Here is a 13,126-nt window from a genome sequence, read left to right as displayed (position 1 = left end):
AAATTCGGAATGGACACGCAAACACACTCAGGAACCAGCGGTCGCTGGGCCAACACGCAGTTCCTTGTCATGGCCTACACGCTGAGCGCCATCATGGCCGGTGCAACCGTCGCCAGCCCGTTATATCCCATATATGAAGAAGTGTTTCATATCGGGCCGGGCGGCGTGACGATTGCCTATACCGCTTACATGGTCGGCACGCTGTTGGCATTGCTGTTTCTCGGTCATCTCAGCGACCATCTTGGCCATATCCGGACGTTGCGGGTGGCAGCGACACTCGCACTTGCCGGACTCGTCCTTTCCGGAGTCGCTCCGGATCTTCTGATTCTTTCGATCGGGCGTTTCACAATCGGAGTCGCCGCAGGCATTGCTTCCACGTCAGCGACGGCCGGACTGGTAGCGGCTTCGCCGCCAAACCGACTGAGGCAAGCTTCATCGATCGGGTCATTGATGACCATTGTCGGCCTAGGCCTAGGACCACTGGTTGGTGGTTTTATCGCGCAAGACTTGCCATTCCCGCTGCACCTGCCTTACGGCGTGCTGGGCGGTGCGCTGTTGCTGGCTCTTGTGGCATTGGGCAGCCAGAGACACGGGCAACCTTCAACAATCGCCGGCTTCTTTCCGCGTCTACGCTTTCATTTGCCCGACATGCATCAGGTCAAGCAATTTGCCACGGTGGCGGTCATCGCGTTTATTGGCTACACCCTTTTCAGTCTCTTTGCATCACTGGCGCCTTCATTCTTTGATACCTTTCTTCCATGGGACGGGCCGGCCGTTGGCGGCATTGGGGTCGCCATGCTCTTTGCGGCATCAGCGGCTGCTCAAGTTACGTTCACTGGGATCGATCCTAAAAGAGGGCTTGTGGTGGGTTCCCTTCTCGTGACCGCCGCCCTGGCGATGCTGGCAGCATCAGTGAAGTTTTCCTCCGGGTTGTTGTTCATCGCAAGCGATGTACTCGGTGGATTCGGTCAGGGCCTTACCTTCATGTCCGCTCTGCTGGTCGTCAATGCCATGACGACGTCTGTGCGCCGGGCAGGAATGATTTCATCCTTCTTCACTATTGCCTATCTCGGCGGCATTGTTCCCGTGCTTGGTCTTGGGGTTGCAGCAGACCGGCTGGGGCTTGACGCGTCTCTGATTGGACTATCGATCCTCATGGCTGCCATCGCTGGTACGCTCACTTTCGCCGCGCAGCGTCTGGTTTCCAATGTTCAGTGTCACAGCCGCTAGAACGACGAACTCACTGATTGCCCACGCTCGCGCAGTTTGACGACTTCGCGAGCATTATCGTTCGTGCAGGCCTGTCAGGCAGTACGCGTTTCCATTGTACCGAACGCACATGGCCCAGTCTTCCACGCAATCATCGATGGTCAAGTTTTACTCACAAGACGACAAAGAAAGTTCATTTTGCCGGCGCAGACGGCATGGCTATCATCTGTACATCCCTAGTCATCAGGAGAACGCGGGTAATGACCACCGCTGAAGGAACTTGCCACTGGGGCATCCTAGGCTCTGCGAGCATCGCAAAGAAGAACTGGCATGCAATCATTAATGCCGGTAACAGCCGTATTGTCGCGGTCGGTAGCCGCTCGGCTGAGAGCGCACAACGGTTCATCGATGAATGTCAGGCGTCGGTGCCCACGCCTTACGCCGTGGAAGCAGTCGAAGGGTACGAGGCGCTGATCGCGCGTCAGGACATCGACGCCCTCTATATTCCGCTTCCGACCGCCGTCCGGACCGAATGGGCGGTCAAAGCGGCGCAGGCAGGCAAGCATATCGTGATCGAGAAGCCTTGCGGTATCACGGCGGCCGACCTGCAGCGGATCATCGATGCGGCCAACGCCTCCGGCGTGCAGGTAATGGACGGCGTCATGTTCCAGCACTCGACGCGCTTGCAGGCGATGCGCTCAGTGCTTGATGACGGCATCAGTGTTGGCGAGATTCGCCGTATTGCCACGCATTTCAGCTTCATTGGAGATGACGGATGGATTCAGCGCAACTGCCTGACGGAACCAGCCGGCTGCCTTGGTGATGTGGGTTGGTACAACATTCGGCTTATCCTCTTCGCCCTGAACTACGACCTGCCTGTTGAAGTGCGTGGCCGCATCCTGCAAGGCGTGCAACGACCCGACGGCTCAGGTGTGACGCCTGTCGAATTCTCGGGTGAACTGTTCTTTGGCAATGGGGTTTCGGCGACGCTCTACAACGCTTTCAACACCAGCCGCCAGCAGTGGGCCTACATCAGCGGATTGAATGGCTACTTGCACCTGAAGGACTTTGTATTGCCGCACTACGGAAATGAGATCTCGTTTACGGTAGGCAACGACAGCTTCGGCGGGAACGGATGCTTCTTCAACCTGGAGAAACACGAGCGTACGATCTCGCTGCCGGAGTACAGCAACAACCACACGACCGCGCAGGAGTCGAACCTGTACCGGACGTTCGCCGAACTCGTCCTGTCGGGTAAACGCGATCCGTTCTGGCCAGAGGTGGCGCAGAAAACGCAGCGCGTCCTGGATGCGCTGCTGGAATCCGCCAACGCTGGCGGCGTCTCCATCATGCTGTCCTGAATTCAGCCAAGCTCGCCAAGCCGAGAGGAGGGATCTGCATATGTCTGCCAGATTGCAGCTCTACGTAGATGCTAACTTCGTCAGCCCATTTGCAATGCCGGTGTTTGTTGCCCTGCACGAGAAGGGGTTGCCATTTGACCTATGCACCATCGACCTCGGCAGGAAAGCGCAGCATACGCCCGCCTATGCAGCCGCGTCACTGACAAGCAAGGTGCCTACTCTGGTCCATGGTGAATTCGCGTTGTCCGAGTCTTCCGCCATTACGGAGTACATCGACGAGGTGTTCGCGGGGACAGCGCTATATCCCCGAGATCCGCAGCAGCGGGCGCGGGCGCGGCAGGTCCAGTCGTGGCTGCGTACGGACCTGATGCCGCTCAGGCGTGCCCGTACGTCGGACAGGCTCTTCTGCAAGACTTGGGCAGAGCCCTTGGATAGCGAAGCAGAAGAGGCTGCGAACAAGCTGTTCGCCATCGCTGACAGGCTGGTCCCTGCCGGCGCGCCACAACTGTTCGGTGAATGGAGTGTGGCCGACCTGGAGCTGGCCATCATGCTCAATCGCCTGATCCTGAGTGGCGATCCTGTTCCGCAACGACTGGTCGACTACGCTGGGCACCAGTGGCAACGACCGTCCGTGCAACGCTGGATCAATTTGAAACGGCCGGCTCCCGACCCGCTGCCTGTGTACAGGCATGAGTGAATCTGCCGGTGTGACATCGACAGACCCGTTGCCACCCGGAGTGACGAAATGAACAATCCTCCCGATTACATGCCGCCCAAAGTCTGGACCTGGAACAGGAGCGGTGTCAGTTTGAATCGGCCGATTGCCGGCGCTACCCGCGAACAGGCGTTGCCGGTCGGCCGTCATCCGCTGCAGTTGTACTCGCTTGCTACCCCGAACGGCCAGAAGGTAACGATCCTGCTGGAGGAGTTGCTGGTGCTGGGTCACGCCGCCGCGGAGTATGATGCCTGGCCGATCCGGATCGGCCAGGGCGAGCAGTTCGGCACCGGTTTTGTCGCGGTCAATCCAAACTCGAAGATCCCGGCACTGGTCGATCGTTCCGGCGCTGAGCCCTTGCGAATCTTTGAGTCCGGGGCAATCCTGCTTTATCTGGCCGAAAAGTTCGGCGAGTTCCTCCCGACCGACGCCGCCGCGCGCGCCGAATGTCTGTCGTGGCTGTTTTGGCAAATGGGAAGCGCCCCTTATGTCGGTGGCGGATTCGGACACTTCTATGCCTATGCCCCGACCAAGATCGAGTATGCAATCGACCGCTTTGCCATGGAGGCCAAGCGCTTGCTCGATGTGCTCGACCAGCGGCTGGCGCAAACCGAATACCTGGCAGGCGGCCAATACACGATTGCCGACATCGCGACATTTCCGTGGTATGGGGGACTGGTGAATGGCTGGCTCTACGACGGCGCCGAGTTCTTGTCGGTGCAAGACTACCGGCACGTGCGGCGCTGGGCTGATTCCATTCTGGAACGGCCGGCGGTAAAGCGGGGCCGCATGGTCAACCGCTTGAGCGGAGAGGCTGCCGGCCAGTTGCATGAGCGCCATGACGCCAGCGATTTTGAGACCCGAACACAGGACAAGCTGGGGGCGGTGCGCTGAGATCGTCCGGGTTCATGCCAGGAAGCGTGTGAGAAGTACTGTGGTCACTCGTCGCTCCTGCTGGCGGGGTTGCTGATGTTCCTGCTGATCTTGAGGAGCGGCCGGCGGGGCATCCCGAACGGACAGGATGCTCCGCCGGTTGCGATGCCTCAGCTCACCTGCTCATTCAGAAAGGAATGTTGGTGCTGCGCCCGAAATGCGTTGCGATGCAGTTGCGGGACACAGCGCAGATACTGGGGGACAGCGGTAGCCGTTCCACCAAGCGCGGCGGCGGCATGCCACGGCCATCGCGGATCGTAGATCACCGTCCGGGCCAGGCCGATCAGGTCGGCGTCGCCGGCGGCGACAATCGCATCTGCATGGGTGGGTTCGGAGATTAGGCCGACGGCGACCACCGGAATCTTCACCGCGGCCTTGACGGCGCGTGCATGCGGCACCTGGTAGCCCGGCGCGAGCACAATTTTCTGAGCGGGATGCAGGCCGCCAGTCGACACGTTAATGGCATCCGCCCCGCGGGCTTCGAGCATCTGCGAAAAGGCGACAGCCTCATCGAGCGTGAAGCCCCCTTCAACCCAGTCGGTCGCCGAGATGCGGACCGAAACGGCGCGGTCGGAAGGAAAGGCATCCCGAACCGCGTCGAGGACTTCCAGCGGAAAGCGGGCGCGGTTCTCCAGAGATCCCCCATATTCGTCTGTGCGCTGATTCGAAAGTGGCGACAGGAACGTGTGTAGGAGATAGCCATGCGCAGCGTGAATCTGGACGGCATCGATGCCGAGCCGGGCGGCGCGTCTGGCCGCGGCGGCGAATGCATCTCGCACCCGCTTTAGGCCGTCCTTGTCGAGAGCGGTTGGTGGCAGATAGGAGGAATCCAACGGAATGGCAGATGGGGCCTCAGTTTGCCAGCCGTTTTCATGATCCGGCTGAATCTGACTGCGTCCAAGCCACGGGATGTCTGTCGAAGCCTTGCGGCCAGCGTGGGCCAGTTGGATGGCAATGGGCATATCTGACCAGCGTCGCACGCCTTCGAGGGTCCTGGCCATGGAGGATTCTGTTGCGTCATTGTAGAGACCGACGTCGCCGTAACTAATGCGGCCCTCCGGCACCACAGCAGTTGCTTCGATTGTCAAGAGCGCGGCCCCGGAGAGGGATAGCTGTCCGAGATGGATCAGGTGCCAGTCACTCATGCAACCATCGGTAGCCGAGTACTGGCACATCGGGGAAATGACGATGCGATTCGGGAGATCAAGATTCCGCACGCGAAGGGGGGTGAAAAGGGCTGGTGACAAAGGAGGATTCTCCATTCAGGATAGACACGCCCACACCAAGATATGACCTCGAATCAAGCGAGGTTTCATCGTAGAGGTGGGTTTGAAAAAGTTCGGGTTTTGAAAGGTCAGATGGGGTCAGCCAGTTTGGCCGCGCGAGCTACTTGAGCAAGCGTCATGCCAGATACCAACGCTTGCGTTCCGCTACGGATGAAGGAAGAGCCGGTAATCGTCTGAAAGACACATGTGTCGGCAGAAACTACAGTGTGTCGTTCGCAGAGACAGCCCGTGGTAGAGCAGATTGCGCAGAGTCTGATGCGCGGCGCTGCTGAAAATAGCCGTAGTGTCCATAGGGCGGCTTCGGCTGATCCGCGATGTGCCAGCATCCGCTGGCCGCCGGCCCGCGCTAGAGTATCGGGGACGTACGGTTCTGCACGGTCTTGAGTGCAAAGCTGGACCGTATGTGCTCAACGCCCCGGATGCGGGTCAGTGTCCTGCTCAGGAAGTGCTGGTACGCGCCCATATCGGGCACCACCACGGCGGCCCGCGTGGTTACTCAAGCGAGGCTACTGGTGCATGGGGTTTGGCAGCAGCCGAGCAGCGAACATTCCTGACAGGCATTCAGGCACTGGTTCGCCTGCCGATAATACAGCGTGAGCTCGACAGTGTGCGTGGCCTCTGTACCGCCTGGCTGGTGTCCGGTTATCGCGGGTCCCATTAGGTGCATACGACCAGGAGCTCTGGAAGGCGTCCAAGCAGCTCGCCGCCCACGACGTGGTGATTCAGCTCGGCCTCAATGAGGATCTTGCCACCACGGCGCTTGGGGCGCGCAGATGCACCAGGCCTTCCGCGACTGCGCGAGCCTGGCCGAGCACATCGACGGCGTAGAGTTCCTGGCCCGGCGCACCTTAAACCCTCGCACGACAGACCAGTCTCCTAAGCTCGACTCGGTAGCCGTACTCAGGAGCTTTGATTCTCCAGCGTCGGGTAGTCAGTGTAGCCCTGTGCGCCGCCATCCAACCAGTCGGTGTTCACCCGGGCCAGCAGCGTTCCATGGTGCAGGCGTTCGACAAGATCGGGGTTGTTGATACGGACCGGCCGAAGGCGTCCAGGTCGGCCTTGCCGCCTGCGATGGCCTGTTCGGCCAGGGCTAAGTCATAGCCGTTATTGAGCATCCATGCTGCTCGATTGGTGTCGGCGCCTTAGTGACCCGTCCCGGCCACCGCGCGGTAGTCAACGCCCCCGCTGCGAGCCAGTTGCACAAGCAGTACCATCAAACCGAGGGTGGAGATCACGGCGCCCGCGATGCCGGTGTAGGAAACGCCCAGGGTGCCGAGGGTCATGCCGCCGACCAGGGAACCGAGCGCGATACCAGAGTTGAAGCCGGCGATGTTCAGGCCGGCGGCCACGCCATGGGCGTGGGGAGCATGCTGCTCGGCGACGCCGACCAGACGGGCTTGCAGGGCCGGCACTGCAGCGAAGGTGAACATGCCCAGCAGCGCGACAAGAATGCCCATTGCGGGGGATGACGAGGCAAGCGCCCACATGCCCAGTGCGATGGTGGTAATGCCGGCGATCAAGGCTACGCTTGCCCGGTTTACCCCGAGTCGGTCGGTAAGCTTGCCCCCGATCACGTTGCCAATCGCGGCAAGCACGCCATAGACCAGCATAAAGATGCCGACCGTTTGGCTGCTGACGTGCGTGACCTTCGTAAGCAGCGGTGCGATGTAGGTGTAGGCGGTAAACGAGCCGGCATAGCCCAGGACCGTCACGAGGGCGGCGAAGAGCAGAACGGGGTCGACGATCGCCTTCAACGCCTGGCCGACGGAGTCCGAACCTTCATGCCCCTGCGTTTGCGGAGGCTCCTTCATGCCCAGCAGTAAGCCCAGGAAGCCCAATGCACCGAATGCCCCGATCGCGCCGAGCACCGGGCGCCAGGAGATCGTGCCGCCCAGGTAAGTGCTGACCGGGACGCCGATTGCCATGGCGATCGTGAAGCCACCGAATACGACGGCCACAGCGCTGCTGGCCTTCTTCGCTCCCACAAGACGAGCTGCCGTGCTGGAGGCAACCGCTAGGAACAGGCCGTGCCCCATTCCAGCGACGAAACGCGCGATCAGCAAGGTGGACAGATTGGTAGCGACGGCCGCGGCCAGGCTGCCGACGGTGAAGACTAAGACGGTCATCAGCATGGTGCACTTGCGCGTCCATCCGGCCGTCAAAGCCGTCAGGACTGGCGCGGCAAAGGTCGCGCCCAGCGCGTACGTCGTCACAGCGCTTCCGGCTTGCTCAATATCGACGTTCAGGCTGTGTGCCATGACGTCGGTCAGGCCGATGGGAACGAACTCCGCGAGGCCCAGTGCAAACGCACTGAGCGTGAAGATGTAAACAACAAATGGCATGGATCTCTCTCGACTGTCCTTGAGGGCGGCTTGACGCCGCAACTGATACGAATCGTAGAGCGCTTGCATAAATAGATAAAATTATTATTTTTTTGTCTATGGATAATTATTCTTATTGCTGCTGGGCGAGCTGATGCTGTCATCCGAGCAGCGTTTCTTGACCTCTGCTCCGAGTACGGAGGAATCAATTTTAAGGACTTGGATAAATATTCTTATGGGTGAGATACTGTCGGGAGCCCGGCTGGCGTGCGACGGTAGGCAAGTGGACGCTGCTTCATACAGGCCGCGGTCACACTACCTGATCTTCGTCGCGAGCGTGTTGCCAGCGGCGATAAGTCGACGCCATGAGCCACCTCGACCATCTTCGGACGTTCCGGCGCTCCCGCTCATTGCCTATGACGAGGATTTGCCATTGATCCGGCCGATCTGGGCGGCCATGTTCCAATTTGCGCCGACATTGCAGGCCGCGCTGACCATCCCCGATTTGCGCATCATCCAGGACCTGGTCGTCAAGGGACAGGGGTGGAGCGTGTTGCCCGACTATCAGTGCACCGAGGCGCTGGCGTCGGGACGACTGGTTTCCGTCACCCGAGCCAAGGACGCGCCGACCAACAACCTCTATCTGGTATGGAACAAGGCCTCGATGCGCAATCCACGCATCGTTCATGCGCGCGATTTCATTCTTGGCCTGTTCAGCCGGAAGACCTAACGCTCCATGTCGCCCGGTACAAGCCTACATCCTGTATGCGGCTAGCAGAGGTGCGTGCCAGTCGGTACGGCCCTCCTGCCTTAGGTGACCATCACCCAAACTGACATAGTTTCACGATCATGAAAATACATGGCGGGCCAGTACGGCTCATTTGCTGTCTCAAGTTGCTGGTGCAGACCGTTCATTGCGTCGATCTCCTGCTCTGCGCTGCTCCGGTCGGCGCTGCGCGCCAACCCTAGACCACGCGCAAAGCGCGTGATCGAATCCGCGAAGTGGCAATGCCTCGAACGGCGCAAGCCGCGTCTTCATCACCTCAGATGAGCGTGGTTCAAGCAACTACGTGACCATGGCGCATCCATCGTTGCATTGCCTGGCTATCGGTGCTGTCGAGATACTGGGAGACCCGATCCAGTAACCGCAAATCGATACCGGTCGTATCCGCCAGCTTCTTTGCCAGGTGCAGGTCCTTGCTGACGACATTGTGAAGTGAAGTGAATGCGGCTTCGGATCGGGCCCATGCGGCGTACTGGCTTCGGCCAATCCCGGCATCTTCGGTAAGAAAATTGCGTCCGGTACTGACATTCAGAATGGGGGCGAGGCTCTCAAAGCTGACGCCATAGCGTTCCGCCAGGTCGATGGCTTCAGCCGTCAGGAACATGTTTGCGATACAAAGCATGTTGTTGATGATTTTCACAACCTCGCCAGAGCCAAGGGCCCCGCAGTGGAAGATGTTTTTTCCCATCGATCTCATCAACGGCATCACAGCAGCCACATCTTCTGGATCGCCCCCCATCATGACCGTGAGCGTGGCTTGTTCTGCGCCCACGATCCCACCGCTGACGGGCGCATCGATGAGGCGTGCCCCGGAAGCACGCAAGCCGGCGCTGATGGTCTGGAGCGTATCGGGCAAGGTCGTGCTCATCATGCAAACGACTGGCTGGTGTCCCGCCGGAAAGGCGTCTGCAAGTCCGCCCGGCCCGAGCATCGCTTCCAGGATCTGAGCGTCGTTGGCTAGCAGGACGATGATCGCATCTGCAGAGGCACATTCCGCCACCGAGGTTGTCACGCGCGCTCCCTCGCCCGAAAAGGCGTCGAGCACGGCCTGATTCCGATCGCAGACGATGAGATCGAATCCTGCGCGCCGCGCACAGCGAGCCATGGGCGCGCCCATGCTTCCAGCGCCGACAAAGGCCACCCTCTTCATTTCCATCATTTCATCTCCTTCAGACCGAAGAGCGCTGCGAGAATGCCGGCGCGCGCTTTTCCTGCAGGGAGGCCAGCCCTTCGCGTGCCTCGGGACCGCCAAAGCCGATAAATTCCAGTGCCAGCGAGGTGTCGAAAATCGGGCCGGCCTGACGCAGCCAGTTGTTCAACGCATACTTGCTCCAGCGAATCGCCGACGGAGCCCCCGATGCGAGCCGTGTGGCCACTTCCACCGCCTTGTCCTGAAGCGCGGCCTCGTCGACGCACAGCGAAACCAGCCCGATCGATTCCGCCTCTTCGCCATTGAGCGGCTCGCAGAGCAACAGGTGGTATTTCGCTTTTGCCATGCCGCAGAGCAGGGGCCACACGATGGCTGCGTGGTCTCCCGCCGCGACACCCAGCCGGGTATGGCCGTCGACGATGCGTGCGGATCTGGCCGCGATCGAGATGTCCGCGAGCAGGGCGGCCACCAGTCCCGCGCCGACCGCAGGACCGTGAATGGCCGAGACGATCGGCTTCGAGCAGTTGATGATGTTGTAGACCAGGTCCCGGGCTTCACGCCAGACACGGGTCCGGACGTCGAAGTCCTCCGTCATCTCGCGAATCATCTCGAAGTCGCCACCGGCGGAGAAGGCCCGGCCTGCGCCGCACAGGACGACCGCGCTGACCTCCGGGTCGCTGTCGATCCCCTTCCAGACTTCGGCCAGCTCGGCATGTCCACGCGAATCCAGTGCATTCATGCGCTCGGGCTTGTTGAGGGTCAGGCGAAGTACGCCCGTGGCGGGACGGTCGAATGCAATGTTCTGGTAGTCCTGATACAAGGTGCGATGATTCATGGCAGCTTTCATCCTTTGAATAAACAGCGAGAAGCCGGAAGCGGGCCCGGCGCGTCAGAGCAGTCCGGTTGTGTAGAACACCCCGATCACGAAGAACACGGCAAGCGTCTTGATCAAGGTAATGGCGAAGATGTCGCGATACGATTCGCGGTGCGTGAGGCCGGTGACGGCCAGCAGCGTGATGACCGCGCCGTTGTGGGGCAGCGTGTCCATGCCACCGCTGGCCATCGAGACCACGCGATGCAGTACCTCCAGCGGAATCTGCGCGGCGTGCGCACCCTGAATGAACGCTTCGGACATTGCGGCCAGCGCGATGCTCATGCCGCCCGATGCCGAGCCGGTGATGCCGGCCAGCGTGCTGACGGAAATGGCCGCGTTCACAAGCGGGTCCGGAATGCCGCGCAGCGCGTCGCTGACCACGAGGAAGCCTGGCAGCGCGGCAATCACGCCACCGAATCCGTACTCTGACGCGGTATTCATCGACGCCAATAGCGCGCCCGAGACGGCTGCCCTGGTGCCTTCCGCAAAGTGCCGGCGCACCGCGCCGAAGGCCGTCACGAGCACCACGACGATGCCCAGGACCAGCGCACCTTCCACGGCCCAGATCGCGGTCACGCTTGCGACCTTGGTTTCGACCGGCTTCGACAAGCCCGGCAACGACACGCTGTGGGCGTGGCCGTACCAGAGCGGAATCAGGCGCGTGAGCCAGAAGTTCGACACGCCGACCACAATCAGCGGCAGGATGGCCAGCAGCGGCGAAGGCAGCTTGCTTCTTTCCACTCGTTGCGGCTCATTGAGGAGGTTAGTGCCGTAGCCCTCGCCGCGCTTGGCTGCGGCGCGCCGGCGGGATTCCAGATAGAACAGGCCGACCAGGACAAGGAACAGGGACCCCAGAATGCCGAGCATCGGCGCGGCCCACGAAGTGGTCTTGAAGAAGGTGGTCGGGATAATGTTCTGGATCTGCGGCGTGCCCGGCAGCGAATCCATCGTGAACGAGAATGCGCCCAGCGCGATGGCGCCCGGCATCAATCGCTTCGGGATATTGCCCTGACGGTAGAGCTCGGCGGCAAACGGATAGACCGCGAACACCACCACGAACACCGACACGCCACCGTAGGTCAGCAGTGCGCAGACGGCCACAATGACCAGGTTGGCGCGCGCAGAGCCGATATACCGGATCGCGGTGGCGACGATCGATTCGGAAAAGCCTGCCAGTTCGATCACCTTGCCGAACACGGCGCCGAGCATGAACACGGGAAAGTACAACTTCACAAAGCCGACCATCTTCTCCATGAAGACGCCGGAGAAGACCGGCGCGATCGCTGACGGATCGGTCAGCAGCACAGCGCCCAGCGCGGCCAGCGGGGCGAACAGGATGACGCTGTAGCCGCGATAGGCGGCCACCATCAGGCACGCCAGGGCGGCGAGCGCGACAACGACGGACATGGGTGTCTCCAACACTTATTTTGGGATCCTCGAGCAACGAGTGCGGCGGTCGCTACGCTGGCGCGCCCTGTCTGGTTCCGGCGGGGTCGGCTCGAGGTGTTGGAGATTATGTGTATTGCTTTTTTGCACGACAACGGCAAATATGCAAGATTACTGTGCGTCCATGCACATATGGAAATGCCATGCGGAAACATCCGGAATGGAACGACTTCAGGTTCTTTCTCGAACTTGCGCGGAACGGGAAGATTTCCCTGACCGGGGAAAAGCTCGGTGTTGAGCACTCGACCGTGTCACGTCGGATTGACCGTCTGGAAGAAAGCCTGGGCACGGTGCTGTTCGACCGGCGTCGCAATGGCTATTCCCTCACCGACGCCGGCAAGGCGCTGGTTCCGCATGCGGAGCGGATGGAGAATGCGTTGCTCGGCGCCATCGAAGAGAGCGAGGGCCAGTCGGGCGACGTCGTCGGCACGGTTCGGGTTGGCACGCCAGAGGCGTTTGGCATCAACGTGCTGGCGCCCAGCCTGGTGGATCTCCATGCCCGGCATCCCGATCTGCATGTCGAGTTGATGGCGCAGCCCCAGTTTCCCAGCCTCGTGACGCGCGAGGTCGAGATCCTGGTGACGCTGGAGCCGCCGCAGGTCGGCCGCTATACGACGGCGCGCCTGGCTGAAGTGGACTACTTCCTCTATGGCTCGCCGGCGTATCTGAAGGCCCGCCCTGCGATCGGGGCGCTTGCCGATGTTGCCGAGCACGCGTTCGTGGACTACGTCCACGACGGCTCGGTCAGCGAGCGGTATCGCATCCTCGAAGAGCTGACGCCGAGTCCCAGACGGCACTTCACCACGACGAGCGTCCTGGCCCAGCGGGCCGCCGCCGCAGCGGGGATGGGCCTGGTCCTGCTGACGCCTTATGTCGCTGGCACCGGCTCAGATCTCGTCAGCATCTTCCCTGACCAGCCGCTGATTACGCGCACTTTGTGGATCGCCGCGCCCGAAGACCTGTTCCGGATCAGGCGTATCCGCTGTGTGTGGGACTTCATTCGCGAAGTCGTTTCCCGTCACCCGGACGAGTTTCGGCGATAGTTAG

The 13,126-nt window shown here is 60.9% G+C and carries 13 protein-coding genes; 6 read left to right on the top strand and 7 right to left on the bottom strand.

The features are described 5' to 3' along the window. Positions 1–9 precede the first annotated feature (9 nt). From CTP10_RS38480 to yghU, 4 genes are all read left to right on the top strand, one after another. On the top strand, positions 10–1,230 hold the full coding sequence (locus tag CTP10_RS38480; RefSeq protein ID WP_058697607.1) for an MFS transporter: 1,221 nt from the start codon (positions 10–12) through the stop codon (positions 1,228–1,230). Positions 1,231–1,469: 239 nt separating this feature from the next. Further along, positions 1,470–2,570: a Gfo/Idh/MocA family protein gene (locus CTP10_RS38475; RefSeq protein ID WP_058697608.1), complete on the top strand. Its 1,101-nt coding sequence runs from the start codon at positions 1,470–1,472 to the stop codon at positions 2,568–2,570. A 40-nt stretch (positions 2,571–2,610) separates the two neighbouring features. Beyond that, positions 2,611–3,267 (top strand): glutathione transferase, encoded by a 657-nt coding sequence (yfcF, locus tag CTP10_RS38470; RefSeq protein ID WP_058697609.1) that lies wholly within the window; start codon positions 2,611–2,613, stop codon positions 3,265–3,267. Positions 3,268–3,315: 48 nt separating this feature from the next. Beyond that, positions 3,316–4,179, top strand: a complete 864-nt coding sequence (gene yghU / locus CTP10_RS38465; RefSeq protein ID WP_058697610.1) for a glutathione-dependent disulfide-bond oxidoreductase — start codon at positions 3,316–3,318, stop codon at positions 4,177–4,179. Between the two features lie 149 nt (positions 4,180–4,328). Here yghU and CTP10_RS38460 read toward each other — a convergent pair whose 3' ends face one another. The 4 genes from CTP10_RS38460 to CTP10_RS38440 all read right to left on the bottom strand — a co-directional run bounded on the left by CTP10_RS38460 (position 4,329) and on the right by CTP10_RS38440 (position 7,846). After that, positions 4,329–5,480 (bottom strand): NADH:flavin oxidoreductase/NADH oxidase, encoded by a 1,152-nt coding sequence (locus CTP10_RS38460; protein WP_058697611.1) that lies wholly within the window; start codon positions 5,478–5,480, stop codon positions 4,329–4,331. Between the two features lie 370 nt (positions 5,481–5,850). Next, entirely contained in the window at positions 5,851–5,976 is a 126-nt protein-coding gene (locus CTP10_RS38455) for an Lrp/AsnC ligand binding domain-containing protein (protein ID WP_256333796.1), read from the bottom strand. 499 nt (positions 5,977–6,475) lie between these two features. Beyond that, entirely contained in the window at positions 6,476–6,619 is a 144-nt protein-coding gene (locus tag CTP10_RS38445; protein WP_176844242.1) for a hypothetical protein, read from the bottom strand. 27 nt (positions 6,620–6,646) lie between these two features. Next, positions 6,647–7,846: an MFS transporter gene (locus tag CTP10_RS38440; protein ID WP_058697681.1), complete on the bottom strand. Its 1,200-nt coding sequence runs from the start codon at positions 7,844–7,846 to the stop codon at positions 6,647–6,649. Positions 7,847–7,979: 133 nt separating this feature from the next. On the opposite strand from CTP10_RS38440, the gene CTP10_RS38435 reads away from it, so the two are divergent. Continuing rightward, a complete protein-coding gene (locus CTP10_RS38435; protein ID WP_081050245.1) occupies positions 7,980–8,555 on the top strand; it encodes a LysR substrate-binding domain-containing protein in 576 nt (191 codons plus the stop codon). A 328-nt stretch (positions 8,556–8,883) separates the two neighbouring features. Here the strand turns inward: CTP10_RS38435 and CTP10_RS38430 are convergent, their stop codons facing one another. Genes CTP10_RS38430 through CTP10_RS38420 form a run of 3 tightly spaced genes read right to left on the bottom strand, consistent with a single transcriptional unit; the run spans position 8,884 to position 12,040 of the window. Then, entirely contained in the window at positions 8,884–9,768 is an 885-nt protein-coding gene (locus CTP10_RS38430) for an NAD(P)-dependent oxidoreductase (protein ID WP_058697613.1), read from the bottom strand. A 10-nt stretch (positions 9,769–9,778) separates the two neighbouring features. After that, positions 9,779–10,594, bottom strand: coding sequence for an enoyl-CoA hydratase/isomerase family protein (locus CTP10_RS38425; RefSeq protein WP_058697614.1), 816 nt, complete (start codon positions 10,592–10,594; stop codon positions 9,779–9,781). Positions 10,595–10,648: 54 nt separating this feature from the next. After that, on the bottom strand, positions 10,649–12,040 hold the full coding sequence (locus tag CTP10_RS38420) for a GntP family permease (RefSeq protein WP_058697615.1): 1,392 nt from the start codon (positions 12,038–12,040) through the stop codon (positions 10,649–10,651). A 182-nt stretch (positions 12,041–12,222) separates the two neighbouring features. Here CTP10_RS38420 and CTP10_RS38415 point away from each other — a divergent pair, with 182 nt between their 5' ends. After that, positions 12,223–13,122, top strand: a complete 900-nt coding sequence (locus CTP10_RS38415; protein ID WP_058697616.1) for a LysR family transcriptional regulator — start codon at positions 12,223–12,225, stop codon at positions 13,120–13,122. Positions 13,123–13,126: the final 4 nt, after the last annotated feature.

Origin of the sequence: Cupriavidus sp. P-10 (assembly GCF_003402535.2) — a bacterium.
Lineage (GTDB): Bacteria > Pseudomonadota > Gammaproteobacteria > Burkholderiales > Burkholderiaceae > Cupriavidus.
The sequence above is the reverse complement of the archived record's forward strand: the minus strand, read 5'-3'. Positions and strand labels throughout refer to the sequence as shown.